This window comes from Paenibacillus profundus (genome assembly GCF_021369635.1).
Taxonomy (GTDB): domain Bacteria; phylum Bacillota; class Bacilli; order Paenibacillales; family Paenibacillaceae; genus Paenibacillus_B; species Paenibacillus_B profundus.
Window position 1 is genome coordinate 1 of the sequence record NZ_JAJNBZ010000045.1, and the last position, 25,984, is coordinate 25,984.

A 25,984-nucleotide genomic window follows, 5' to 3' on the forward strand; every position below is an offset into this window, starting at 1 on the left:
CGTGTATCTGGCAGTCGGTATACGTGAAGATGGTTCTAAGGAAGTGTTAACGTATCCCATTGCTCCAACCGAATCGGCCTATGTATGGAACGAGCTGTTACTGGACGTGAAAGAGCGTGGTGTAGAGGAAGTCTTGTTGTTTATCTCTGACGGATTAAAGGGCATTGTGGCAGCAATTGAGCAAGTATATCCAAGGGCAAAATACCAATCATGCTGCGTACATGTAGCACGTAATATTGCTCATAAAGTACGTGTATCTGATCGGGCAAGCATCTGTGATGACTTCAAAGCTGTGTACCGAGCAGAAGATGAGCAGTCTGGGAAAGCCGCTCTAGACACTTTTTGTGACAAGTGGAAATCAGCTTACCCCAAGGTAATTAAATCTCTGCGTGAGAACCCATACATCTTTACGTTCTATAGCTTTCCGAAGCCAGTATGGAAAAGCATCTATTCAACCAATCTCATTGAATCATTCAACAAGCAGATTAAGAAATATACAAAGCGAAAAGAACAGTTTCCGCATGAAGAAGCACTAGAAAAGTTTCTGGTATCGCAGTTCGAGGGCTATAATCAAAGGTTCGCTACTCGATGCCATATTGGCTTTGACCAAGCACGCGCTGAGCTCCAAGCGATGTTCAGCACTAGGGACTAATGCAGTCTTCTACAAGAGAAGGTTATTTTCATTTACACAAAATTCTTGACGCTACCTTTGGAAGAAATTCCTCGGTTATTATTAATTTCCCTATAGCTTGTTCCTTACTGGTAATGACGTAATTTTCCTGTCCTTCATAAATTGAAGTTTGAGATATAAGATTCAAAATGTAATCCTGAAAACAAAAAGAGGCATGCCAGCGTTACATCCTGATGGCCGTGCTTCCTTTGTCTGATTCCATTTGCTTTCTTATTCCCTAATCACTAATCCTTACTCCGTACCGCATACTCCTTCAGTTCAATTCGATTCCCCTCAAAGTCATTGATAACGCCGATTGTACCCCGAACTTCAAGTGCAGCACCGCGGCTGCGCGGCTCCCCGATTGCTACGACCAAATCCTTGATTTCCAGTCACAGTGATCGTAATGATTCTTTAAGAACATGGTTTCTGCTTCATCTAGCTGGATTTTCTCTAAAGGTGTCTTATAACCGCGACCCCGAAGCGGATCTTTATTCTTTTCATGGACGAGCTGCTCAATCATGAGAAATCCATCACCCACGTCATTGGCTGGTACGAGATGCAGTCCCCCTACAACCTCATCGCCCATAACCAGGAATCGATATTCTTTACCTGTCATGAATTCTTCAAGCAAAACGGTCTGATCGTGGTTAAACGTCATCTCAAATGATTTTTGATAGTCCTCTTTCGAGAATGCACGATTATATCGCCTCAGGCTGTTTTCTAAAATTGGTGTGAATGATCTCGTAATGGGCGGCAACCGCTTCATTATATTTCTTAACCAACTATCATGAATAGCTTGCGAGTTGATTGGGATACTATCCAAGGGAGACGGAAAGTCGTTTATTTGAACACTTGGAATTTTATTTTAAGTAGTAGTTAGGAGTAGATAAGCTTGAGCTGGGAAAACGTAAGGCAGCAAATGATCCATCTAGCAAAGCAGGAATTCGAAGTGACGTGGAATAAAGGAACCATAAAGGAATATGATATGCAAGCACGGATACGTGAATATTGGCAACAAGGTGTTTATAAGGATGTATCGATACCAGAATATATAACAATTCCAGGAAGTGCTTGGAGTGCTGCCTTTATCTCGTGGATTGTCACTCAGGCAGGCGGAGGCGATCGTTTTGGCAAGGTCAATGACGAATCAAATTATCGGAATGAATTTGGAAATCCGGCCGCACATTGGCGCTATACTGCGCCCGCCAAGATTAATCGACAAATGAATAGTGCAAGTAATCCCTTCTGGGCTTTCGCTATTAATGAGGTGAGACCACAAGAAGGTGATATTGTAGTAAAGAGTAGAAATGGAAGCGGTGCAACATGGAACGACTTTATTTCTAAAGAGACGCATGGTGATATTGTCATTGGTGTAAGCTCTACTGACATAACAGTCATCGGCGGAAATGTATCAGATACTGTTAAGCAAAATACTTTCCCGCTCAATGATAATGGATTTGTCAATTCAACTGGTGGAGAAAACTCCCATTTTGCAATTGTGCGGATCAATATATAGACGGTTTGTGGTTCTCAGGAGGTCCATGGCCGTGCAATCGTATGAATATTGCCGCGATCTCTTAGCCTATCGCTCCCGAACCCATAATAAAAATCCCATCAGTTTCTTTACGATGGGATTTTTGTCTATTCACAACAGGAATGCTGCCCTTTAATAACATAAGAAGTACGATTCCTTATAATGAAGAATCAACTATTTTTGATGAATTAAATCATTTAGTAATTTTATCAACCCTATTTGTCCATATATAGCCCTGATATCCTGCTGGGATTTTTTCAAGGCTTTCTTTTGTATCAAATCCTTCTGACCATTTACCATTTCCCTCTACGATTACGACTCGCGTGTTGACAGACTCCATTCTATCAATAAATTTATTTGGCCAACCCCATAAGAACTTCGCATAATTTAAAGGCAAATGTAGCTCCATATTATGCAATTCTTTCGGAATATACCCCGTCCAACCTAATAATTCATATTTTAAAAGTGCATTTTTCATCATTGTTTTCGTTAACAATTTCAACTCTGCATGTTTTGAACGTAAATAATCAAACCCTTCGCTGTCTCCATCACCATAAACTGTTATTTTATCTAATTGATTCTTAGACAATTTACTTAAATAAGAATCCCACAATACTTTTGTTGTTTCCATATCTCCATCTTTGTCATGAATTAAAAACTCTTTATTTGGAAAAGCTGCAAACACCTCATCTAAGCTTGGCATCATACCAATGCCTTTGCCACGAAACGGATAGCTCTCACCATTATCAGCCGTATATCTATAGCCGACATCTAGTTTCTTCAATTCGTTCATTTTATAATCTATGACTTCACCTTTACCATTTGTTCTATACTCTAAAGTAAAATCATGAAAAACAGCTAATTGATGATCCTTCGTTAACTGAATATCTAATTCCACTACGTCAGCACCATTATCAAATGCTGCCTTCATAGAAGGAATTGTGTTTTCTAAATAAGGGTGCACAGGTGGATAAATAATTTCAGCTGTATTCGTATCATACTCTACCTGTGAAATATCAAAGGTTTGAGCCAACCCTCTATGAGCTAGAATCTTATAATTTGTAACTATCGAGTAAAATAGACTCGTATTATTCATCCAAACCATAACAACCAAAAGGGTTACCCCCAAAATGATATATGTCTTTTTATTTTTTCTTTTTTTCATTGGTTATCCTTTCTTTTCTTACTTTAAAATGAATTTACAATGTCATATCCTTTTTATAAGAGTATTAGAACTTTTAATACAGTTCAATGTATAAAAATGTAATCTAGATAACGATTAACAGGAAAATCAAATCTTTTTCTCTACAGTTTAGTGACACAAGCATATGTTCACCGAATATCATTGAATCATTCAACAAACAAAAAAAAGCCGCTGCTACGCGGCTTTTAAGCATATACGTTCTTGTCATCCGACATCTTTCGTATTACATTCTTCCTGCGCTCTATTGAATAATGAAGCATTCACCTTTTTCCCGCGATAATTCACGAAATAAATACTTACACCTACTAATAACAGTCCTACGACAAGGCGGTAAGTTACCGGTTCATCTAAAAACACCGTACTGATGATTACGGCAATGATCGGTACAAGAAACGTGAATGTCCCGACTTTGCTTGCCTCTCCTGCATTAATAAGTTTATAGTAAATGATATAGGCTAGTGGAATTCCGAAAGTGGAGCCGTATCCGAGTCCAAAAAGGTACTTACCATTCCATTCAATTGCTGACCAGTTTTCAACAATGGTTCCAGCACCTATTAGAATAACTCCACCAATGATAAACTGCAAAGACACCATCCAGAATGCATCTACTTCGCTGCTCACCTTCTTCACATAAACCACACCAAGTGCCCAGCTAAATGCCATAAGCAACCCTAAGACAACACCAATGCTCGATACATGAACGGTTAATCCGTCCACACTGACAACTACAATTCCAATAAATCCAATAATCATACCCATAATTTTAAACAGCGACATGTACTCCCCAAGCCAAATCCAAGCAAGCAATCCCAGTAGAACGGGCTGAAAATAGACAAGCACGGAAAATAATCCTCCTGGCAAATAACTAAGCCCTACTGTCTGTAGCCCAAAAAAGAGAATCGTATTAAAGAATGCTGAAATACAATATTTCGACCAATTTTCACGCCATTTGATCCTGTCCCTCATTTTATATATGAGAGCTGCAAGGATAAGGCCCCCAATTACTGTACGCATACCTGCAAATAATAACGGGGGCGTATAAGGCACAGCCATTTTATAGATTGGCCAACTTCCACCCCAAATAAAGACTAATAATAGTAAGGCACACGTCGATTTTGTAAAGACCTTCCCCAATTGCCTATCCTCCCTTCAATAGTTGAATAGGAAACTAAGTCATTGTCCATTCTCCAACAAATTCAGCTTCATTATAAGAATAGTAGTTATTCAGAATCTCCTCCCGATTATCAGCGAACAGTTGGTCTGCTACAGCTGAGACGAGTCTAGGTATCCCATATCTCATTCCAGGGAGCGAAGAGGCCGAGATACCACAGCTAACTATAGCTGAAAAGTTAAAAACAAAAAGCCCATGAAGAAGCTTTGTATCCTTTTTGTCACGGCATGTGAACGTAAAGCCAGGGCTAAGGTATGGATAAGCATCAAGCTTATGGTTGGCTGTCTCAGCAGGTGCATGATAATAGTCGTCCCAACGTGCAATATGAGGTTCAAAAAGCTTTAGCTCTGGACGTAAAGAATGATCAGTCAGAAGGCCAGTGGAAATGATTAAAAAATCAAAAGTGAACTTACCTTGTGGAGTCGTGACCACAGCCTTTTCAGCTTCATGCTGTACGTCAAGCCATGGTGCACCTAAGTGTAATTGAAAGCCAGGGTGTGAAGCTGCACGTTCAAATGTGTCATTTGTAGGAGGTTGATGCTTTAAATAATGGGATATAACAGAATATTTATCAGCATCAGATAAAACATGGAAACGTTCAATGAGACCTGACACCCCCATTTGTCGCATTGGGTTAATACGTGGCATCTCCGTGCGGCGAACAAACACATGAGCCGAATCTACACCTTCAGATAATGCAAAATTAGCATTATCAAAAGCCGAGGCTCCACCGCCTAAAATGGCCACCTTCTTGCCTTTTAGGGGCTTAAAGTCAATGTCTTCTGAGGTGTGTGCATAGAGATGACGGGGTAATGATTCGGAAATCATAGATGGTACGTGCCATTCCCCTCCGCCTTGAATACCAGTAGCTAAAATAACCTTGCGGGCCAGTAATGGTTGAGATGATGCTCCCGCTTCTTCCATATGCAGTCGATAAATATTTCCCCCTGCAGGCTCAATAAGCTTCAACTTTACCTCATTAACAACAGGTAAGTTAAGAATCTTTCGATACCAACGTAAATAGTTCATCCAATCGTTCCGTGGAATCTTATCGATGTCCTCCCAACTTTGTGGTCCAAATTGCGCTTCCCACCAGGAGCGAAATGTTAGAGAAGGAACTCCAAGATCAATGGATATCAAATGTTTAGCTGTACGCAATGTCATCATACGAGCGTAAGTTACCCATGGCCCTTCATATCCTTCAACGTTTTCGTCGACGACAAGGATATTAGATATTCTTTCTCGCAAAAGCCCAAAGGCCACACCTAAGCCACACTGGCCCCCTCCTATAACCACGGCATCGTAGACATGCCCCTCAGGATGGCGGGCCCGGCATACCCAGTCCTCTCCCCCAAATACAAGATACGAAAGATCCCTTTTGACTTGTTCATTCAAAGCTTTTAAACCCATGTTTTTCAACCCTCCCCAAATATGACTTAGTATCTTCTGAACTAATCGTTAAGTTATTCTTTACTTTATCTGAATGGTGGCTTTTTCTTGCACCGTCTTATGAGCAGCATTGATGTGATTACAACAATTTTCATTAAAACTTTCTGAAGTCATCTACATGGCCTCACCTCCTTAATTTTACAATCAATATACCCTACCCCCCTATATTGTGTAAAGGGTTATTGTTAAAAATTTCAATATTTTTTTCTAGGCTATCCATTAAATTAAGGAACTACTTTGGTTGGAATCAAATAGCGGGGCCGCTTCCCGGCTTCACCTGTGGCACGATCCTAAGCAGCCAAACCGAAAAGTTAAGCGGGATCAAGAAGCAGTTACAATAGGGTGAAGTTCCGCCTCTCTGCGGCACCTTCAGCCCAGTCGTTAACATGCGCTTGCAGCCCTCGCTGCAGATGGCGAACAGCCTGCACCTGGGCCAACTGCTACAGATCCTTGTGGTACCGCGCTTGGTTCAGCACAAACCAGGCTCCACTATTAAACGGTGGATAATGCTCGCACTTCTCTGGAGGCCGCGGATCGATAGGCGTATATGCCGCATCGCTTGCCTCGGCATAAGGCTCTTGATTAGACATTCATCAACTTGGTCCTATTAAACAAAAAAGCCGCTAAACCTAGCGGCTTTGAATAGGGCTATGTTAATGCAACAACATTAAGTGCCAAAAAAACTATCTCGACTAACAATTGAACTTAAAGTTTTGCAAAATGTTAACCCTAGACATTTTCCATAATGAACCGGTGCCTATAACATGTCTTGCATTGCTTTCGCTCTAGATCGGCTATTCGTAATTATTTTGCCACTTCCCCAAACAGCAAGTCGAGAATTTTCTCATCCGCCTTACGGTTCTTCCCCTTGTATGGATAGCAATGGATATGAATGGCTGGGTTAAAGTTGATCTCAATGATACTGTAATTGGAATCAGATGCTTCAGATGCAATATCATCAATCATCATATCTACCCCACAGAAAGTAGCACCTGCAGCCTTTGCTGATTCAATGGCTAATGTCTTATAGCTCTCAGGAATTTCATCGGTAAAGTCAAGACTGTCTCCCCCAGTACTGATATTGGAGTTTTCCCGTAAATAGACGACTTGTCCTAAAGAAGGGATCCCGCTCCATTGATGATTATGATTGTTTAAAAACATGGTTTCTGCTTCACCTAGCTGGATCCTTTCTAATGGCGTTCTATAACCGCGACCCCGAAGCGGATCTTTATTCTTTTCATGGACGAGCTGCTCAATCGTGTGAACTCCATCACCCACGACATTCGCTGGTACGCGATGCAGTATCCCTACAACTTCATCGCCCATGACCAGGAATCGATACTCCTTACCTGACATGAATTCTTCAAGCAGAACGGTCTGATCGTGTTTAAACGCCATCTCAAATGATTTTTGATAGTCCTCTTTCGAGAACTCACGATTAAAGATGGTGATACCCAACCCAAAGTTGGTGGACTTCGGTTTAATGACGATAGCTTTGTCACGGTACATCTCATAGGCAGCCAATGCCTCTTCCTGACTACGGAACGCATCCCCATTCGGTACCCGAATACCACGCTCTTTAAGGACTTCTTTCGTTACGATTTTATTCTCCATGATCAATACCGTACTGTAGGAATCTAGCGACGTCTTGGTAGCCTGCTTTACATATTCCTTGTGTTCTCCCTTCGTAAGCAGAACGAAGTTCTCGTCTCGGTCAATTAATTTGAACGTAATCCCACGTTTCACGGCTGCCTTTAGAAGCACTTGAGTTGATAATTCTAAATCTTCATATCCAACAAAGCGGTACCCACTTTTTACGCTCTCTTTGGCATACGCTTTGGCTTTAGCCAGATGATATTTCATATAAGTGGATTTCTGAATATCCGACTTAATCCTGTAGGCAAAGCACAACTCGGGATAAAGGATTTTTTGCATCTCTCCACCAAGGATTCGGATCAACTCTTCCCCGTGAGGATCCAAGAGTTGCACCATTTCTTGCATCTCACGGATACAAGCAAGTGCCATCTCCTTCATCGTGTCACAGGAGCCTCTAGAATCATTTAAGATCCCTTCAATGCCTTTCGTGATCACCTGATCATGATTGAAGTCCGCCATCTTCTCGTCTTCCGTACCGAAAGGCTCATCTTCTTTGAGCAGCATAAAGAGAATAAATAGATGGATAAAATACATCGTATCTTTACTGATCCCAATCTTATGTAGTGGATTGAGATCAATCAAGCGCAGCTCTAAGTAAGCTACACCGTCTTCCACAAGTTCTTGCAAGGGATTCAACCCTTTGGCTGTTTTCAAGCGAACGGGGCTGTAGAATTCCTGTGCATTCAGCAATTCGCCCTGCTGAATTAACGTGTTCAAATCCTGTACGTAGTCATGTGTTGAATCAAAGGATACATAGAACGGTTTTTCATTTCGATAGCCACATACACTATTCCGCAGTGAATTCATATTCGGGAAGTAGTAGCTCTTGTTATCATCTGAATTGCCTAATGACACACACTTGTCGATATAGGTCTTATCAAAGACTGGACTTGCCCCTGTTAAATAGATGAGCAACCAACGGTACCGAAGCAGGTTGCGTGCGATCTTAAAGTAAATTGCATCCTTGAAGTCCTTGTAGGCTTCACCTTGCCCTAGCGTTTCATGCAACTTTCGTAAGAACCGTTCATCAAACGAGAAATTATAATGGATTCCACTTAGCAGTTGTCTTTTGCGACCATACTTATCTGCTAATTCATGTCGGTATTCATCCGCAACAGGATCATTCATCTTAGCAATAGGAATCTCTTCTTCATCAGGTAAGATTGGAGGATTACTGCTTGGCCACAAGTACTCTCCATCAAGCTCTAATGACACAATATCCTGGAGGGCTTCCATGAACCGATATGTCTCTTCAATCGAGTCAAAAGATGGGGTAATCATCTCGATCTGACTCTCCGAAAAGTCGGTTTGGATATAGGGATTCTCCGTCTTACTCCCAAACGCCTTAGGATGTGGGGTCAGCGCCAATTTACCCTCATGATCTACCCTAACATTCTCTTTCTCTAAGCCAAATTGACCTCGAAACAAACCCTTATTTAACGAATTGTCGATTATGTGTTGTAAGATTTCACGATTTAACAAGTTCACATGCTGGACCTTCCTTCTTACTTATGTTAAACCACGGTTTGTGGGACTTTCATTTTACGTAGCGATCTTCTAAACCAGAGGACCAAAACGATTCCCTTGAACACACTGCTTAATGCAATAGACATCCATACCCCATTCAAACCGAATGGTTCGGATAGAATCAGAGCTAATGGTATTCGTAATGCTGTAAAGGTAATACTGAAAATCGGTGGGATATGGGTTTTCCCGATTCCGTTAAAGGCACCTACCGTCATAAGCTCCATGCACATAAACAGTTGGGAATAACCAATGATTCGCATATAATCCGTCCCTAACGCTAAACTCGCCTCATCAGATAAAAATACAGAGAAGAGCTGCTCGGGGAAGAGAATAAAGATGATCGATATAAAGATACCGAATCCCGACGTCAGCAGCAAAGCTTGTTGGTATCCCTGCTGGATACGATCTAATCGACGCGCTCCATAATTTTGTCCGAAGAAAGCAGCGATAGCGCCTTGTAGCCCCCCTATGGTCATGTAGGAAATTGATTCAATCTGAATACCGACTTTTTGAACCGCAATTGCATCCGAACCAAAGCGCACAATGATCTTTGCTATGATGATGGAAATCAATGTGAAGGTCACCCGTTGAATGGTGATCGGTAGTCCCATTCGGATGACTTCTTTCATAAGGCGGCTATTCCATGCGGATGACTTGGTAATCAACTCGGAATGTCTTGTTTGAATGATAAATAATACCGTCACAAGAAGGTTTGCCATCAAAGTCGCAATAGCTGCCCCTACAACGCCCAACCCTTCAAATGGTCCTACGCCAAAAATCAGAAAAGGATCGAGAATGATATTAAGAATAAGACCAACCGTGAAGATATGAAACGGCTGCTTGCTGTTTCCCATCGCATTCAATATGGTCGCGAATAAAATATTTACGACGGAAAAGACAGTACCCAAGATGGAGATCAATAAGAACTGCTTCGCCATCAACTCAACTTCACCACTACCTAAATCAAAGAACCCGATAAGCTGATCCTTTGTCAAAAAGACGAATACCATATAAAGAAGACCTAGCAAGACAGACATGATGAATCCATTTTTAATATAGGTCTTAGCTTTATCACCCTCGCCCGCTCCCATACAATGGGACACCTTGATCCCCGTTCCGATCGTTATCATCGTGGCCAAAGCAATCGCTAGATTAATAAAGAAGCTCGCCGTCCCAATTGCTGCAACAGGATCACTTCCGAGCCGGCCAACCCACATCATATCGACAAGTCCATAAGTCGTGGAGATGAAGTTGGTTGCTATGATCGGAAGGGATAGTTTCATCAAAGTCGGCATAATCTTACCTTGGGTTAAATCAGTTGTGCCTTTCATGCTGTACTCCTTCATGCCCTAAGTAAAAACCGACCACAAGGGTCGGTTCAAAGCGTTGATTATTTTCCTTCTGCTAGAAAATACTCGATTCTGGCTTTGATTGCATCGCGCACCTCACGGAATTGAGCCATGATTTCCTCTTCGGTTCCAACAGCTTTCGCAGGGTCATCAAATCCCCAATGCCATTTCACCACTCGTGGGTTCGAAATCACAGGACAATGCTCATCCGCATGCCCACATAGGGTTACGACATAATCAGCACGATTGAGGATCTCAGGATCAATCACATCAGAGTTATGGTTCGATATATCAACCCCTGCTTCCTTCATTACTTGAACCGCTCTTGGATTCAAACCATGCGCCTTTAACCCTGCACTCTTGACTTCGTATTGATCGCTACCTAACGCTTTCAGCCATCCATCTGCTATCTGGCTCCGACAAGAGTTTCCTGTACATAGAAAATACATCAATGGTTTACTCATCCGTAATCTCTCCTGGTTCTTACTTATTTAGTGCAGGCTCGAAATACTTCCGTTTGATCCAAAGCGATACATTTACAAGCCCAATCAATACGGGTACTTCAACGAGTGGTCCAATTACCGCGGCGAATGCAACTCCTGAATCCAGACCGAACACACCAATCGCTACGGCTATCGCTAGTTCAAAGTTATTGCTTGCAGCCGTGAAAGATAAAGATGATGCCACTGGATAGGAGGTTCCTGACTTTTTCGATATGAAGAAGGATACTAAGAACATCACGACAAAGTAGATGATCATTGGAATCGCAATACGCACTACATCAAGCGGTAACTCGATAATCAATTCTGCTTTAAGCGTGAACATCAAGACGATCGTAAATAATAGTGCAATAAGTGCAAGTGGACTAATCTTCGGAATCAACACTTGTTCGTACCACTGTTGACCCTTCAGCTTGATTCCAATCACACGTGTCAGTAACCCTGCTGCAAACGGAATCCCTAAATAGATCAATACGCTCTCTGCAATCTGTCCCATGGAGACATCAACAACAGCGCCTTCAACCCCAAACCAGCCTGGTAGCACCGTAATAAACACATACGTAAAAACGGAATAAAACAGGATCTGAAAGATCGAGTTGAATGCAACAAGACCTGCTGTGTATTCAGGATCTCCCTTAGCCAGATCACTCCATACCAAGACCATAGCAATACATCTTGCAAGCCCAATCATGATCAGTCCGATCATGTATTCAGGCATATCACTTAGAAACAAAATAGCTAACAAGAACATCAGAATCGGACCGATAATCCAGTTCTGCACTAAGGACAGAAGGAGTACCTTCCAATCCTTAAACACCCGTCCAAGCTTTTCATACTTCACTTTTGCAAGCGGCGGATACATCATCACAATCAGACCTATAGCAAGCGGTACCGAAGTCGTTCCAATTTGCATGCTAGAAAGTACTTCGGAGAAATTAGGCACCAGATACCCTAACCCTAATCCAATGGCCATTGCCCCAAAGATCCAAAAGGTGAGATAGCGATCCAGAAAAGAGAGTCTCTTGGTGTTACTTTGACTCATGACACCCACACTCCTTATTCACACATCATCGCGTTGATTTTTCCCTGCTCTTCTTCCCCTACCTTCGGCAAATATTCAATTGCATCTTTTAAATGAGGTTTATCTTCAATCGAAAGAGAGTAATAAATCCACTGTCCTCTTCGTTCTTCTACCACTAAACCGGCGTCCTTTAATTTACGAAGATGCTGGCTAATATTCGGTTGAGTCGATTGCAGTAGCTCAACTAAATGACAAACGCACATTTGTTGTTGAGATAAAAGTGAAACCATTTTAAGTCGAGTTTTATCACCTAACAACTTAAACTGTTCCGCCATTTCCTCTATTGAGATCATCATGTGTCGGTACACCTCCTTGATTTCATGCTTATTATATAATCAGATGCTTATATAATCAACTGATTATTTATTGTGATGAAAACCGTTGAAAATATAAGTACATAATTATATTATTACTCACGTATTCGAAAATATCACACACGAGGAGATGTCTCAAATGAAAATTGAAGTCTTTGATCCTGCATTATGCTGTTCTACGGGTGTTTGTGGGCCGAGTGTCGATCTTAAACTCATTCGCATTGCTGTTCTGGACTCTACGCAGCTAACTTAGATCCTGAACAAGCTGCACGCGATTATCGGGCTCAAGTGGACCTTATCGCGACATTCTTCCTCAGGAAGCGATTCAACAAATTGAAGAGCAACTCTCAGGAGCATGTACGGTTGAAATTGCCGCCTTTGATGAATTCACCAAGCTATTATCTGCAAACGAAAATGAATACGACCATATCGTTTTTGATACAGCTCCAACAGGTCATACCTTACGACTCTTGCAGCTTCCTAAAGCTTGGACAGGTTTTATGGATACCAACATCCACGGAGCATCATGCCTTGGGCCTCTTTCGGGGTTAAGCGCAAAACAAGAGATGTATGCCAAGACAGTAGAAGCATTATCCGATTCGTGTCAGACCCTCCTAATCTTAGTCGCCCGTCCAGAGCGTACCGCTTTACAAGAGGCTGCACGAGCATCTGTCGAGCTTCAAGAGCTTAGCATTACCAATCAGCACCTCATCATTAATGGCGTTCTTAAACGGCAAACTGATGATCCTAATGCCCAAGCATTTTCGGACCGGCAAGAAGCAGCACTCGCCAATATGCCGAGTGGGCTGAATTCGTTACCACAGTATGATGTTTCGTTGAAGCCTAATAGCGTAACAGGATTAAATCTCTTGCAGGAGTTTCTTGATCCGAATAAGGATACAGTGCTGAATCACAACACCGAGCAGGTCGAGGAATTGAACCTCCAAAACCTATCGTCGCTTTTGGATAGCCTAACGGCTAAACCAAGCGGTGTAATCATGACAATGGGTAAAGGCGGTGTAGGAAAAACGACGGTTGCTGCTGCTCTGGCAATTGGTATAGCAAGCCGTGGGCATCGTGTTCATCTCACGACAACAGACCCAGCAGCTCACCTCTCGCTCGCCCTTGGAGATGATATAGAGGAGAAATACCCACTCCTTCAGGTCAGTCGAATTGATCCCAAATTAGAGACCACTCGTTACTCCAGTGAAATCATTGGTATGAATGTAGACCATCTGGATCAGGATGGACTGGAACTACTAAAAGAAGACCTTGCCTCCCCTTGTACAGAAGAGATCGCGGTCTTCCGTGCATTTGCACGTATCGTAGAGGAAGCCGATCATGGATTTGTAGTGATGGATACAGCACCAACCGGCCATACCCTTCTCTTATTAGATGCAGCAGAGGCATATCATCGAGAAGTTCAGCGATCGACAGGGAATATTCCTGATTCCGTACGCAACCTTCTCCCACGCCTTCGCAATCCTGAGGAGACCCACGTTGTAATCGTCACATTACCAGAGGCAACACCTGTAATGGAAGCGGAACGCCTTCAAAGGGATTTACAACGTGCAGAGATCGAGCCCGATTGGTGGGTTGTCAATCAAAGCTGGCAAGATATTAAGACTACAGAACCTGTCTTACAAAACCGTGCTCTTGCAGAAAATCAATGGATTCATAAAGTCACGGTGTTATCCAAACACACGGCTCTCGTCCCTTGGAAAGCAACCGAACCAACAGGATGGAGACAGCTAGAAATACTCACTCAACATTAAAGGAGCCTGAAATGAACGAAAAACCTTACCACGCGTTGATACCAAATCTCTATATGTGTGGAGCAAAAGATGTAAATCAACTGATCCAAGAGCAAGGCATTGATGTGGTTGTTGATCTACGAGCAGAGGTAGACCCTGCCGAGCTTACACCACTCAACATAACAAGAATTCATGCCCCTTTAGAGGATCATGCGGAGGATACAGAAGAATCGCAAATGAAAGAAGCAATTCAGGCTGTTGTTACCCATCACCAAGCAGGCAAAAAGGTCGCTTTCCACTGCGGAGCTGGTCGAGGACGTACGGGAGCTGTTGCCGTTGGAACGCTATTGGAATTAAAATTAGCATCCGACATTGATGAAGCTTTATCTAAAGCTAGAGAAGCACGTTCCATTCTGAAGATGAATGAGGCTCAACGTGCAACGTTAATGCGTATTTACCCATAGGTTAAGTTGAAAAGAATAAGAGACACCCAAATAATTCGGGTGTCTCTTATTCATTAATTATCATGATGAGTACTTAATTACGGCTTGATCCCCTTTATTACAGCTGAAACGATATAATCCTCCACCTTCGACCCAGGAACCCAATCTTTAATACACGCCCTGGATTCCTCTTTCGACTCGACCACCACATCTTGAAATCCGCTTTGCGTTAGCGTCGTTTTCAGTCGTCAACAGACGAGGCCTCGGATATGCACCCCGAATATAAAACATCCAAGTCGTTTTTGATTTCCGCCGGAAGCTCTGCCGTCATCACGACATCGGAAACAGCCAGACGACCACCGGGGCGCAGATCGCGGATTGCTTCATGAAACACTTGCTGTTTATCTGGAGAAAGATTGATAACACAGTTAGAGATGATGACGTCTACTGTTTGATCCGGAACAGGCAAATGCTAGATTGCGGTTTGGGTTTCGGATTGCAGTTCGTAGCCCCTCCACATTCTGCATGTCCACTTGGGTCAATATATTTCAGCGGATTATTCTGCACATACGTATACCGATTCAAACTCAGCGGGTTCGTCAGTTCCCCTTCATACGTATCTTCCGATATAAACCGCTTATCCTCCGGCGGAGTAGAAATTAGAATGTTACGCTTGTTCTGCCCAGTTAGCCGGATATGTTACATAGATAAATCGTGCATATTCTGGCACAGAAAATTGAATCTTACTTCCTTTTGGAATCAGGATCACTTCTCCTGGACCAGCTGACACCTTTGTACCATCAATGATAACATCCAGATGTCCCTCAATCACATAATCAATTTCATCATAGTTAAGTGTCCAGTCAAAGGTTGTTTCTTTCATCTCCATGATACCGCAGCCAAGTCTTGGACTTTCCTTTAGCGAAAAAAGATCTTTACAATAGACGATATCATTAGGGTTGCCTGTATCGAGACGATCCTCTTCTGTTACTTTCATATTTGGCACTTTAACAGAAGTAATCCCTCCAGGACCTCTATGAACGTTCTGTTCAATAGCATCAGCCCCTACTTGTTCCATGATAATTTTACGAACCATCTCTTCAATCATCTTTTTATCGATACTCATGGGTATCCTCCTCTACTTCTTAGGTGCAGTTTTTTGGAACCATTTTACTTGCAATAAGCATAGCAACCATTACAGTTGTGATACAATTTTGAACATCGATTCTGTTCTTGGGTAAAAGGAGGCGTGAAACCAATTTCACTACGGTATATGACTTCTTTCCCCGTAATCACGATACGCGGAACGGAAAACGATGACGCCATATTCTGGATATAAAGTTTGGATAGGACAAGTTGTGTTGTTGATGTTCCCATATCTTTTCCTACACTTAACAATTCCTCTGCCATTTCCTTATTTCCCATACCAAAATTTAAACACAAAGAGGCCTAAGGTTATACCGCTTCCTATCAAGTAGGAATGCTATAACCTTAAGCCTCTTTGCTTTAGTGAGACTACGCCTTTGTAGTCCTCTATTACATTTTAAACGTGAATGAAACTATTGTTCCACACACTGTAGATTAAAATTGCATACTCCCTTTTAGTTTATCCTCTACATAGCTAATTACAATAGATAAACCTAAACTTTTTTGTGAACATTCTTCAACGTTGAATCCTTTGCCATCATCTATTACTCCAATCGTGCAAAAGCCGTTGCTGGAACTCATAGAAATAACGATGTCTCCATGCTCACAATCTTCCCTCGTTATCGTATTCAAAATATTGATTAATTACTACGATTAGCTCACAAGAATTGATTACAATAAAAGGGAATTACTCGACTTTATCTCCTATTGAACCTATGGGTAATAGAGTAAATAGAAGTTTTAGCGACAGTCAGGGAGGTCGCCGAGCCCTTCGAGATAAGCGCACCTGCGATCTCCCAGCACCTCAAAGTGCTGGAGCGAGCAGGGCTGATCGAACGCACAGTGCCTCTCGATGAGGTGTCGGCCTGGGTCGAGAAGCACCGCCGCGAGTGGAACCAGCGCTTCGACGCTCTGGAAGAACACTCAATACCATGACCATAAAGGAGGAACAATGAACATGCCTGCATCCGTACCGGAGTTCACCATTACCCGCACCCTAAATGCCCGCCGCGAGCTCGTGTGGCGCGCCTGGACCGAGGAGAAGGAACTCGCCGCCTGGTTGCCTTCGACGCCCCTGGAGACCATCTCCTTCGACGTTCGCGAAGGCGGACGCTACCGCTACACAATGGTTAACATCGAGACCGGCGAGTAGTATCCCACCGGAGGTACGTTCCTCGACGTCGTACCTTTCGAACGGCTCGTCTTCACCTGGGGTTACCCCGATGCTCCCATCGAGAACTCCCCTGTCGTGACCCTAACCCTCACCGCACATGGCGACCGCACCGAGATGATCTTCCACCTGCGCGGATTCGCCGGTCACCCCGGCGATCAGTTCGTGTACGACGGCTGGACCAATACGCTCGACGATCTGATGACGCACCTGCACAACCAGAAGCAGTAGATGGCGATCAAGAACAGAGAAGGAGCCTTCATGATCCCCTCCTCGTCGCAAAGAACACGCTGAATATGGCGTGTTCTTTGCATTTGGTGACATAGGTGGCATCGAACCCATGTCCTCGTTGCTAGTCTCAAAGTCCATTTCCTACATTTTGAGCAATCTCCGAATTATTATTGGGATAACGCGCAAGTCGGGATATACGTGTAGGCTCATATTATTTATACTTGGGGAGGGATTTGACATGGACAAGAATTCTGTGTATAAAACAAACAGCTTCTATTGGGATACAAAAGGAAGTGACTTCTTAGGAGCAACCGTACTTCCTTTTTATGGAGCATTTGTCTCAGAAGAAAAATGCCAGCTTTTTGGCGACGTATCAGGGGAAAAGATGCTGGAGATAGGCTGTGGATATATCAGAAAAACAAATCGAAAAGGCTAAGCAGCACTTGACGTCATGCGACTTTTCAGCAAAATTTATTTGATCGCCCATGGAAGAAGAATGTGGCATAACAATGGATTACTTCGACTTTTAAAAAATGTTATTTCGATGAATCTTGGTATTCGGTATCTCTTGATGAAGGTGCGCTAACATTATCGGATCGCTCAATCATTTGCTCAATTACAAATCCCGCTTTTGCCAACGCATTCACGTTGTTGCTATTGCTCCCGTTAGTGAATGACTCAAGGTCAACTTCTGATAGCTTCGTGGTGACCCCATTCCATGTATTCGGGTTATTTATGTCCTGAAAAATCATCTTGGATCTTTTTTAATCTTTCAAGGTGTGGTTTCAACTGCCGCAGCATCGCCGCTTTATTAAGCTCCGCTTGCTCTTGGAAAAACATGTGATGTGCTTCATCCTTAAACAACATAATCGTCTTGTTTAACTCACGGAGCTCCGTCGCAAGTGAGCGCAAGGTTTTTCTAGTCTTGGCGTCTATCGTTTTAGGATTAGATTTCCAATACGAATAGCTTGTATCGTATAACGGCCACCATATCCTCGCCTCACGAGCAAGAATAAACATGTCCAGCTGCTCATCCGTTGTCATTGCAGTATTATTAACAAAATGCTTAGGAACAGCATTGTTTGTGTAGATATCACTAAATACAATGAATGTTAATAGTTGCTCATCGATTTCTTCCGCTTGTATCTTCGCCTTATCGATCAATTGCCGAATCTTAGCAGGTTCTTCATTTTCCTTCGACTCACTGATTGCCATCAAAGTGTCAGCAAGCGGAATCGTTTCAGAAGCGTTCTTTACTAAATAGGCAAATGCCGAGTCGTTCTTCATCTGATACAGTGAATAGAGGGTGCAGAGTTTCCTCTGCACCCTGATTTTCCTCACTAAAAAATGAAGCTATTCCTGTTTATCCTGTTCAGTTCCGTTATTACTATCAACTTGATCGCCTGCCTTGTTGCCCAACGATGCGCCTACGATACCACCTACAACGGTTCCAACAGGCCCCAAAGCGGAACCAACTACAGCGCCTACGGCACCACCACTCACTGTTCCTACAGCCTCTCCAGTTCCCAAACCAGCCGTGTTGTGTTTAGAATCATCGTTTCGGTTACGGTCGTTGTTTTTAGCCATCTCTTTCACTCCTCATTTTGTGATGGGAAACGCTGCTTTTGCCTGCGTATCATTCCAAAACATAGCTTTCCCTGATCTTTCTAAATCGATTCACCGAGCGGGAGACGCACAACTTATAAACAAAAATATTAATGAATCAGAGGTTCTACCTCTTTCATCCGTAGCGTCAATATCAGCGCCATCCGCCAGAAGTTTCGCAATGGCTTCTTTGTTCTCCTAATATTTTGCTGTTCTCCGCTTGATAACAAAAGATGTACCCGCTTCTTGGCCTTTGTAAGGTATACGGCGGTATATTATTCAAGGTCAGTCCGCCGTTACATGCAGGTAGCGTAAAGTTCACATCATGGATTGAATACAATCTAAGTTACGATTACGGGCAATGCATAATACAGGGACAGAAAAACAATGATAACTGTGATTGAATACCATTTATGAAAAGGAGAGCGTTTACCATGCATTCAGATTTCGAAAACTCATTTACACGAATTCACCTGTTGTATCATGCGAATCAACATGCAATTACACCTGAGGAGATCCAACCTGAAATTAACAGCCACGGCTATCAATTTAGTCCTCAGCAAGTAAAACTAGAGCTGGATCATCTGACGAGCGAAGGTTATCTGACTAGCAAAGGTTCTCTATACGATATTACATTAAGCGGAAAAGATGAACTTCGAAGTGTTCAGCAGCATCTGGAGACATTATATCAAGAAGTCGCAAAGAATAAATGATAGGCAGCTTCTTCTATACACCAAATTCAATCTTCCATTCGGTTTGTAAAAATCACTAAGGATAGATGATCGATATTGCACAATAAACAAGCAGCAAGGCCATGATGATATTAAACGGCTTCCTGTGCTTTGATATAAAGGATTGAAAAAGGGAACCAAACAAGCTCCAGCTAAAGGTGCTCAGGAAACCAACAAAGCCTAAAGCCACGGCGAACATGAAATAGCTAAAATAAGTGCTGTAATAAGGAAGGATATACGTTGCCACTACTGCAATACTATACAAAATGCCTTTGGGATTAATAAATTGCATTAAGGCCCCAATCCAAAACAGGTTCTTGTGTACTGCCGCCTGATCGCGGCTCTGGCTATTACTAGTTAATATTTTGTAAGCTAAGTAGAGCATATAGGCTGCGCCGAATATCATTAGCGGTGTTTCAATAACAGGCAGAAGATTGGTGAGCAGCAGATTAAATACGGTACACAATAATGTAATAACGAAAAATCCTCCGCCTACCCCGGCACAAAAAATCAAAGAGCGTTTCAAAGCTATTTGGTTAGCAAACGCCATCGCCATGATATTGTTCGGGCCAGGAGTAAAGCTGCTAACGACGACAAACAATAAGAATGATAGAAACGGCATTTTAGAACCTCCTCTAGGGTATGTTATAATGTTCAAAACGTACATTATAGTGAACATTCTATATATTGTACATAATGATCGTTATAACGTAAATAGCGTGAGGTGAACGGAATGGAAGACATTCAGTATATTCTTGCTAAAAATTTGAAGGCGATTCGCGAGAAAGAAAAGCTAAGCTTGGAAAAGGTCGCAGAGTTGAGTGGTGTAAGCAAAACGATGATCAGTCAAATTGAGAGAGGTGAATCTAGCCCTACCATAACTACCATTTGGAAGATTGCCAATGGGCTAAAGATTTCTTTCTCTTCGTTGATTAACGAACCTGATCAAGAAGCAAAAGTGGTGCTGCGTAATGAAATGAAAGTTCTAACGGAAGATAGCGGAAAATATCGAGTCTACCCCTCATTTCTCTATCAGGAGGATAGACGCTTTGAAATATACAGTGTAGAAATTGAAGCACATGGGGAACTGAGCTCAGATTCCCATAAAGATGGTACAGAGGAGTATATCACCGTGTTTGAAGGACAATTGATCATTCAAGTAAATGATCATGAACATCACCTAAATAGCGGAGACTCTATTCGTTTCAAAGCCGATCGGCCCCACCTGTATTCCAATCCTGGCGATACGTTGACCCGCTTAAGCATGACTATTTATTATCCTATGAAATAGGATGAAAAAAGAAAGCAGATCAGGCTTCATGCCATCTGCTTTCTTGTAAATAATATTTAATCCATGGAAGGCTCCTCTTTACATAGACAAGCTGGATGAATAATTAGGAGTCGTGATTTGCCTAAGCTTTTCTTCTAAATTAAGTCTTTCCTCCCCAGACACCCAAATTGATTTCTCTGAATTCGTCACATTCCTTAATCCCGATATTCCGATCTCTACGAATGATTTCAGCAGTATTCATAAGGGTTTATAGCTTGCATGTAGACAAGTATTTTTAGAGGCAAGATATGATATGAATGCTGAATAATACGGTATCTTATCTGCTTCGAGAATGACCCTTGTTTATCAGCATACCAACTCGCTGCCTACTTGTTTGCCTCTATACGGCCGCAGTGTCGGATTGTCGCGATTATCCACGCCTTAAGCACCATGAAAATATCTAAAAAATAGGAAAAGAGTAATATTTATCTTCTATTTCTATTAATGGTAATATAAAGGCACTTGGAAGATAATTACACTCAACGGACTTAAGGTATTGAAAAAATTGAAAAGGAAGTGTGCCAAACAATGAAAAAAATGTTTGCAACCGTGCTTACAACCGCTCTCTTACTTACTTCCGCTGTTCCAGCTTTTGCCCAAGAGAGCACTCAAGCTTCTGCACCAACAGCCGCAAGTGTTGTCAATTCTGAGTCGATTTCTGCACAGTCTTATTTCTTCGCTAATATTTCTTGGAGAAATGTTTCTGGCGCATCTCACTATGAGTTTTTCGTGTATAAAAACGGAAACCTGCATGAGTGGGGAAGTCAGAGTTCCACAAACAGAGATGTCGGGATGGAGACGGGCAGCGCCTATAGAGTAGAAATTAGAGCGGTTGGTCCAAACGGCAATCAGCTTGCTTGGGGCGCAACGAATACCTTTTTGGCAGGTCCCACTTCCATTTACGTATCTCTGTAATCTAATGTAGTCTGTCGGAAAGACAAGCTGGTCGGAAGATCCATGTAAGAATCTCAAAGGATTATATGGATCAAAAACCTTAGCTGTATATTTATGGGAAATAATGATACCTCAAACATAACTCAAATAGGCTACTATTGGCAGCTTATTTGAGTTATTACAGATTTTTATAGAATTCACGACGTTCTATTTTCATCGTAGCTACTTATTCTTTTTTTTCAAAGATGATTTCAAAACACGGAGTAAACGCTCCATGATATGGTGGAATCACTTGAACTAAGCGCCAGCCTTCCTTAGCATGCTCGTGGATGATCTCTTGCACCTTAGTTTCTGCGTTCTTTTGCGATATCCCAATCTTAACTTTCTCAAAATGATACGTATACATGTATGTATCCTCCTCGTGAGTCTACTACTTTATATACTCAGTCTAACACTTTATTTTTCAGTCTAACACTTTATTTTTCAGTCTAGTACTTTCATTTTTTTACATCACTGCCGAAAAACCGCGGTGTACGCGGCTCCTACTATCATGATGTTCTAGTCAATCGGCCATCTCTATCAACAAGCCCCTTTCGAAAAAGGTTCGTAACTAACGGGAATCCCGTCTGTTTCCTTACTTCCACCATTGATCGAATGGTGTTACAGGCAGTTCCCGTTTGTGTTGTGTCACCGCGTAGCGGTTTTCAATAATCACCTTCGCTTCTGGAGCAACTTCGTTGCCGACAAGATATTCATCAAGCACGGCATATTCCAAACCAAGCTCAGCTTCATCAGCTTGTTGCGGCTTGTTGTCGAGAAGATCTGCTGTTGGCGTCTTCAGATATAGACGTTCTTGTGCATGTAGTTCTATTAAGAGTTCACGCCCTTGACCTTTCGTCAGTCCAGCTAGCGGGAGAATATCGGCTCCGCCATCACCAAACTTGGTGTAGAAGCCAGTGATTGCTTCTGCGGCATGATCGGTTCCAACAACAAGGCACTGATGCTCGCCTGCCACAGCATACTGTGCAATCATACGCATTCTTGCCTTCACGTTCCCTTTGTGGTAATCCGTAAGAGCTTTTCCGTCAGCACCCTCATAAGCTTCTGCAAAAACATGTACAGGAGCCTCTATATTGAACGTAAGCGTAGCGTCAGGATTAATGAACTGCAAAGCAAGCTGGGCATCGTCCTCATCTGTTTGTGTCCCGTAAGGCAAACGGATCGCAATAAACTTGGCTTCATAGCCTTCTGCACGAAGCTCTTCAACCGCCAATTGGGATAATCGTCCTGCAAGTGTCGAATCCTGCCCCCCGCTGATTCCTAACACAAATCCTTTCGCTCCCGTTTTACGGCAATAATCCTTAAGGAAATTCACTCTATAACGAAGCTCTTCCGAAGGTACAATCGTGCGTTTTACATGCAGTGCGTTGATGATTCCGGTTTGCTTATTCATATCCCGCTTCCCCTTTCACTATTTGTACAGGTGATTGATTTGAATGTAGTCGTAAACCTTATCAGGAACCAAATAGCGTGGTTCTCCACCCATTTTGAATTCATCTCTGATATAACTAGAGCTAATCTCCATTGCCAGCCCCTTGTCGATCAAATGAAACGTATAACCATCGTCTGCATTCCGAAGAATTGGAGATTTGCTAATGGCCGACAGCATATTGATGCCGTCTCTTGCCATGACAATGAACTTATTTTCACGAATTAGTTCTTCTGCCCGTTTCCATTTCCCTTCACCGATATCTACGAGCAGATCAGCACCCATGATGAAATATACTTCGTCATTCGGAAATTTCTCACGAAAATGCTTCATTGTTTTGTACGTGGCGATTTCCCAACCAGGTTGATTCATTTCAAAATCGTCAACTTCAAATTTGTCGTTGCCCTCAATCGCAATCCGAACCATGTTGATACGATGTTCATCCGAAACATGCATTTGTTTATCTTGCCGCTTACTGGAACAAGGCAGGAAAATCACCTTGTCCAGCTTGCAACGATGTGCTACTGTGCTTGCTGTCCAAAGATGGACATTCGTGATAGGGTCAAAGGATGATCCATAAATCCCGATTTTCGCCATCGTATACAGCCTCCTTCTATGCCTCGAGAGCTGCTTGAACTTTATTTCGAACTTCTTCAATCAATTGCATCTTGTTATTCCAGCATGCTTGACTGAGGTTAACAGGGTATTCGGCTGGATTGAGGGTGCGTTTATATTCATCCCACAATACATCGAGATTTTCTGTTACAAACTCCCTAATTTCTTTAAGCGTAGGTAACTCGTAGACCAAGTTGCCATTTTCATAGATGGTATGATGAAGTTCTTTCGCCTCATAGCCCGTTATAAATTTTGCGATATATGTGTGAACGGGATGAAACATGTGCAAGCGTTGTTCATACTTCGGTTCTTCATGTTCCAGCGCAATGTAGTCGCCCTCCGATTTCCCATTCGCCTTGTTGACGATCCGGAATACACGTTTGCGTCCAGGGGTTGTAATCTTTTCAGGATTCGAGCTTATTTTGATCGTATCGACCATATCTCCGTTTTCGTCTTCAATCGAGATCAGCTTGTATACAGCACCCAAAGCGGGTTGATCATACGCTGTAATCAGCTTGGTGCCAATGCCCCACACGTCAATTCTAGCCCCCTGTGTTTTCAGGTTCATGATGGTTTGTTCATCGAGATCGTTTGATGCAAAGATTTTGGCATTCGGGAAGCCTGCTTCATCAAGCATTTTACGAGCTTCTTTCGATAAGTACGCTAAGTCTCCGCTATCAAGTCGGATACCCTTAAAGTGGATACGATCACCGAACTCTTTTGCCACTTTAATTGCCGTAGGGACACCAGATCTCAGTGTGTCATAGGTATCAACAAGAAATACGCAGTCTTTATGCGTTTCAGCATAGGCTTTAAATGCCTTATATTCATCACGGTATGCTTGAACCATTGCATGAGCGTGTGTACCCGAGACTGGGATGCCAAATAACTTCCCTGCCCTTACATTCGATGTTGCTTCGAACCCCGCAAGGTATGCAGCTCTCGTACCCCAAATCGCGGCATCCATTTCTTGCGCTCTCCGAGTTCCGAACTCCATGCAATGATCATCAACCGCAACTTGCTTCATACGAGATGCCTTTGTTGCAATAAGGGTTTGGTAATTAACGATATTAAGTATTGCCGTCTCACAAAGTTGTGCTTCTGCCAGCGGTGCTTCAATTCGCATAATCGGTTCATTCGCAAACACCAATTCACCTTCTTTCATCGAACGAGCGGTTCCTGTGAAACGAATTGTCCGAAGGTAGTCCAGATATTCTTCACTGTATCCTTCCTCCCGAAGAAAATCCAAATCACTCTCAGTAAAACGGAAATCATACAAATATCGGATGACTCGTTCTAAGCCTGCAAAGATCGCATATCCGTTCTGGAATGGAAGCTTGCGGAAGTACACTTCAAAAACTGCCTTTCGGTTATGCATGCCATTTTGCCAGTAGACTTGCGCCATATTAATTTGATATTTATCGGTATGCAGCGCGAAACTGTCATCACAATGATTGAATACCGGAAGCTCAATCTTATTCATCTTCGTTTTCCTCCTTTTTGACTACTGCAGCTCCAAGCGAACCTTTGAAATGTCTTAGTGCCCATACATGACCTTCGGCATCAAAGCTTGCAACGGCATCCTCGTGAACAACAATATCGAAGCCTTTATTGTAAGCATCTACTGCGGTGTGGAGTATGCAAATGTCCGTACAAACGCCTACAAGATGAAGTTCATTTATTCCTCTTGCTCGAAGTTGAAGTTCTAAGTCCGTTCCTGCAAATGCACTGTATCTTGTTTTGTCCATCCAATAGACATTATTTGCGTCTTTATTTGCTTGATACAGATCCTCCAATTGACCGAAAAGCTTCCGACCATCTGTTCCCTCAATGTTGTGCGGCGGGAACAGCTTCGTTTCCGGATGGAATGCATCATTCTCCTTATGAATGTCGATTGCGAATACAACGAAATCCCCGCTTTGAATAAACTCTTTCGTAATTTCAGTAATTCGCCCTTCAATCGCTTGCCCTGGTGCTTCACAAGTCAATGCCCCATCCGTAGCAACGAAGTCCTTTGTATAGTCAATATGAATAAGTGCTTTCTTTTTCATTTTGTACTCCTCCTTTAATTTAACTATTGCATAATTGTTAATTGTTAATTGTAAAAAGAGTAGTGA

General features: G+C 42.5%; 28 protein-coding genes and 6 pseudogenes. 11 read left to right on the forward strand and 23 right to left on the reverse strand.

The features are described from left to right. A partial coding sequence (locus LQV63_RS28420; protein ID WP_233699236.1) for an IS256 family transposase occupies nt 1-652 on the forward strand: 652 nt, incomplete at its 5' end. A 385-nt stretch (nt 653-1,037) separates the two neighbouring features. On the opposite strand, the gene LQV63_RS28425 is transcribed toward LQV63_RS28420, so the two are convergent. Continuing rightward, nucleotides 1,038-1,439, reverse strand: a complete 402-nt coding sequence (locus LQV63_RS28425; protein WP_233699237.1) for a hypothetical protein — start codon at nt 1,437-1,439, stop codon at nt 1,038-1,040. 126 nt (nt 1,440-1,565) lie between these two features. Here LQV63_RS28425 and LQV63_RS28430 point away from each other — a divergent pair, with 126 nt between their 5' ends. After that, complete coding sequence (locus LQV63_RS28430) at nt 1,566-2,189, forward strand: DUF2272 domain-containing protein (protein WP_233699238.1); 624 nt, start codon at nt 1,566-1,568, stop codon at nt 2,187-2,189. Nucleotides 2,190-2,400: 211 nt separating this feature from the next. Here the strand turns inward: LQV63_RS28430 and LQV63_RS28435 are convergent, their stop codons facing one another. The 9 genes from LQV63_RS28435 to LQV63_RS28475 all read right to left on the reverse strand — a co-directional run bounded on the left by LQV63_RS28435 (nt 2,401) and on the right by LQV63_RS28475 (nt 12,440). Continuing rightward, nucleotides 2,401-3,372 (reverse strand): glycerophosphodiester phosphodiesterase family protein, encoded by a 972-nt coding sequence (locus tag LQV63_RS28435; RefSeq protein WP_233699239.1) that lies wholly within the window; start codon nt 3,370-3,372, stop codon nt 2,401-2,403. Nucleotides 3,373-3,615: 243 nt separating this feature from the next. Continuing rightward, a complete protein-coding gene (locus LQV63_RS28440; RefSeq protein WP_233699240.1) occupies nt 3,616-4,545 on the reverse strand; it encodes a DMT family transporter in 930 nt (309 codons plus the stop codon). Nucleotides 4,546-4,579: 34 nt separating this feature from the next. Beyond that, nucleotides 4,580-5,992, reverse strand: a complete 1,413-nt coding sequence (locus LQV63_RS28445; RefSeq protein ID WP_233699241.1) for an NAD(P)-binding domain-containing protein — start codon at nt 5,990-5,992, stop codon at nt 4,580-4,582. A gap of 479 nt (nt 5,993-6,471) precedes the next feature. Next, entirely contained in the window at nt 6,472-6,621 is a 150-nt protein-coding gene (locus LQV63_RS28450) for a hypothetical protein (RefSeq protein WP_233699242.1), read from the reverse strand. 214 nt (nt 6,622-6,835) lie between these two features. Next, nucleotides 6,836-9,175: a bifunctional glutamate--cysteine ligase GshA/glutathione synthetase GshB gene (gshAB, locus tag LQV63_RS28455; RefSeq protein WP_233699243.1), complete on the reverse strand. Its 2,340-nt coding sequence runs from the start codon at nt 9,173-9,175 to the stop codon at nt 6,836-6,838. A 26-nt stretch (nt 9,176-9,201) separates the two neighbouring features. Continuing rightward, nucleotides 9,202-10,545, reverse strand: a complete 1,344-nt coding sequence (locus LQV63_RS28460) for an MATE family efflux transporter (protein ID WP_233699244.1) — start codon at nt 10,543-10,545, stop codon at nt 9,202-9,204. A 59-nt stretch (nt 10,546-10,604) separates the two neighbouring features. Then, nucleotides 10,605-11,027, reverse strand: a complete 423-nt coding sequence (gene arsC / locus LQV63_RS28465; RefSeq protein WP_233699245.1) for an arsenate reductase (thioredoxin) — start codon at nt 11,025-11,027, stop codon at nt 10,605-10,607. Between the two features lie 19 nt (nt 11,028-11,046). After that, complete coding sequence (arsB, locus tag LQV63_RS28470; RefSeq protein WP_233699246.1) at nt 11,047-12,105, reverse strand: ACR3 family arsenite efflux transporter; 1,059 nt, start codon at nt 12,103-12,105, stop codon at nt 11,047-11,049. 14 nt (nt 12,106-12,119) lie between these two features. Then, nucleotides 12,120-12,440: an ArsR/SmtB family transcription factor gene (locus LQV63_RS28475; RefSeq protein WP_233699247.1), complete on the reverse strand. Its 321-nt coding sequence runs from the start codon at nt 12,438-12,440 to the stop codon at nt 12,120-12,122. Between the two features lie 157 nt (nt 12,441-12,597). Here LQV63_RS28475 and LQV63_RS28480 point away from each other — a divergent pair. From LQV63_RS28480 to LQV63_RS28490, 3 genes and pseudogenes are all read left to right on the forward strand, one after another. Further along, nucleotides 12,598-12,687, forward strand: a pseudogene (locus tag LQV63_RS28480) (arsenic metallochaperone ArsD family protein); the annotation flags it as partial. 103 nt (nt 12,688-12,790) lie between these two features. Then, nucleotides 12,791-14,233 (forward strand): TRC40/GET3/ArsA family transport-energizing ATPase, encoded by a 1,443-nt coding sequence (locus tag LQV63_RS28485; protein ID WP_233699258.1) that lies wholly within the window; start codon nt 12,791-12,793, stop codon nt 14,231-14,233. Between the two features lie 11 nt (nt 14,234-14,244). Next, a complete protein-coding gene (locus tag LQV63_RS28490) occupies nt 14,245-14,676 on the forward strand; it encodes a protein-tyrosine phosphatase family protein (RefSeq protein WP_233699248.1) in 432 nt (143 codons plus the stop codon). Between the two features lie 77 nt (nt 14,677-14,753). Here LQV63_RS28490 and LQV63_RS31880 read toward each other — a convergent pair. The 4 genes and pseudogenes from LQV63_RS31880 to LQV63_RS28505 form a co-directional block, all read right to left on the reverse strand. Continuing rightward, a pseudogene (locus LQV63_RS31880) lies at nt 14,754-15,127 on the reverse strand (methyltransferase domain-containing protein); the annotation flags it as partial. A 53-nt stretch (nt 15,128-15,180) separates the two neighbouring features. Next, nucleotides 15,181-15,303, reverse strand: a pseudogene (locus tag LQV63_RS32215) (RHS repeat-associated core domain-containing protein); the annotation flags it as partial. Between the two features lie 19 nt (nt 15,304-15,322). After that, nucleotides 15,323-15,781: a cupin domain-containing protein gene (locus tag LQV63_RS28500; protein WP_019419520.1), complete on the reverse strand. Its 459-nt coding sequence runs from the start codon at nt 15,779-15,781 to the stop codon at nt 15,323-15,325. Nucleotides 15,782-15,869: 88 nt separating this feature from the next. After that, nucleotides 15,870-16,065 (reverse strand): annotated as a pseudogene (locus tag LQV63_RS28505) (ethanolamine ammonia-lyase reactivating factor EutA); the annotation flags it as partial. Nucleotides 16,066-16,533: 468 nt separating this feature from the next. On the opposite strand from LQV63_RS28505, the gene LQV63_RS28510 reads away from it, so the two are divergent. The 3 genes and pseudogenes from LQV63_RS28510 (at nt 16,534) to LQV63_RS28520 (ending at nt 17,947) form a co-directional block, all read left to right on the forward strand. Next, complete coding sequence (locus LQV63_RS28510) at nt 16,534-16,737, forward strand: ArsR/SmtB family transcription factor (RefSeq protein WP_325175933.1); 204 nt, start codon at nt 16,534-16,536, stop codon at nt 16,735-16,737. A 22-nt stretch (nt 16,738-16,759) separates the two neighbouring features. Further along, nucleotides 16,760-17,203: pseudogene (locus LQV63_RS28515) on the forward strand (SRPBCC family protein). 238 nt (nt 17,204-17,441) lie between these two features. Beyond that, nucleotides 17,442-17,947: pseudogene (locus LQV63_RS28520) on the forward strand (hypothetical protein). On the opposite strand, the gene LQV63_RS28525 reads toward LQV63_RS28520, so the two are convergent. Beyond that, nucleotides 17,933-18,529, reverse strand: coding sequence for a hypothetical protein (locus LQV63_RS28525; RefSeq protein WP_233699249.1), 597 nt, complete (start codon nt 18,527-18,529; stop codon nt 17,933-17,935). The pseudogene LQV63_RS28520 and the gene LQV63_RS28525 sit on opposite strands and share 15 nt — an antisense overlap. A gap of 27 nt (nt 18,530-18,556) precedes the next feature. After that, entirely contained in the window at nt 18,557-18,790 is a 234-nt protein-coding gene (locus LQV63_RS28530) for a glycine zipper domain-containing protein (protein ID WP_019419525.1), read from the reverse strand. A gap of 452 nt (nt 18,791-19,242) precedes the next feature. On the opposite strand from LQV63_RS28530, the gene LQV63_RS28535 reads away from it, so the two are divergent. Then, nucleotides 19,243-19,521 carry a hypothetical protein gene (locus tag LQV63_RS28535; RefSeq protein WP_019419526.1) on the forward strand — a complete coding sequence of 93 codons (279 nt, stop codon included), beginning with the start codon at nt 19,243-19,245 and terminating at the stop codon, nt 19,519-19,521. 55 nt (nt 19,522-19,576) lie between these two features. Here LQV63_RS28535 and LQV63_RS28540 read toward each other — a convergent pair whose 3' ends face one another. Then, on the reverse strand, nt 19,577-20,161 hold the full coding sequence (locus LQV63_RS28540) for a LysE family transporter (protein WP_019419527.1): 585 nt from the start codon (nt 20,159-20,161) through the stop codon (nt 19,577-19,579). A 111-nt stretch (nt 20,162-20,272) separates the two neighbouring features. On the opposite strand from LQV63_RS28540, the gene LQV63_RS28545 reads away from it, so the two are divergent. Then, nucleotides 20,273-20,830: a helix-turn-helix domain-containing protein gene (locus tag LQV63_RS28545; protein WP_019419528.1), complete on the forward strand. Its 558-nt coding sequence runs from the start codon at nt 20,273-20,275 to the stop codon at nt 20,828-20,830. 139 nt (nt 20,831-20,969) lie between these two features. Here the strand turns inward: LQV63_RS28545 and LQV63_RS28550 are convergent, their stop codons facing one another. After that, the gene (locus LQV63_RS28550) at nt 20,970-21,071 is read right to left on the reverse strand and encodes a histidine phosphatase family protein (protein ID WP_157259427.1); all 102 of its coding nucleotides are present in this window, start codon (nt 21,069-21,071) and stop codon (nt 20,970-20,972) included. Between the two features lie 326 nt (nt 21,072-21,397). On the opposite strand from LQV63_RS28550, the gene LQV63_RS28555 reads away from it, so the two are divergent. Further along, nucleotides 21,398-21,784, forward strand: coding sequence for a hypothetical protein (locus tag LQV63_RS28555; protein WP_019419529.1), 387 nt, complete (start codon nt 21,398-21,400; stop codon nt 21,782-21,784). Nucleotides 21,785-21,989: 205 nt separating this feature from the next. Here LQV63_RS28555 and LQV63_RS28560 read toward each other — a convergent pair whose 3' ends face one another. From LQV63_RS28560 to LQV63_RS28580, 5 genes are all read right to left on the reverse strand, one after another. Further along, on the reverse strand, nt 21,990-22,169 hold the full coding sequence (locus tag LQV63_RS28560; RefSeq protein WP_019419530.1) for a DUF4177 domain-containing protein: 180 nt from the start codon (nt 22,167-22,169) through the stop codon (nt 21,990-21,992). 228 nt (nt 22,170-22,397) lie between these two features. Continuing rightward, the gene (nadE, locus tag LQV63_RS28565; protein WP_233699250.1) at nt 22,398-23,216 is read right to left on the reverse strand and encodes an ammonia-dependent NAD(+) synthetase; all 819 of its coding nucleotides are present in this window, start codon (nt 23,214-23,216) and stop codon (nt 22,398-22,400) included. A gap of 18 nt (nt 23,217-23,234) precedes the next feature. Beyond that, complete coding sequence (gene nadD, locus LQV63_RS28570) at nt 23,235-23,849, reverse strand: nicotinate (nicotinamide) nucleotide adenylyltransferase (protein WP_233699251.1); 615 nt, start codon at nt 23,847-23,849, stop codon at nt 23,235-23,237. Nucleotides 23,850-23,865: 16 nt separating this feature from the next. Continuing rightward, nucleotides 23,866-25,350 (reverse strand): nicotinate phosphoribosyltransferase, encoded by a 1,485-nt coding sequence (locus LQV63_RS28575; protein WP_233699252.1) that lies wholly within the window; start codon nt 25,348-25,350, stop codon nt 23,866-23,868. Continuing rightward, complete coding sequence (locus LQV63_RS28580; protein ID WP_233699253.1) at nt 25,343-25,918, reverse strand: cysteine hydrolase family protein; 576 nt, start codon at nt 25,916-25,918, stop codon at nt 25,343-25,345. The genes LQV63_RS28575 and LQV63_RS28580 overlap by 8 nt, the downstream gene beginning before the upstream one ends. Nucleotides 25,919-25,984: the final 66 nt, after the last annotated feature.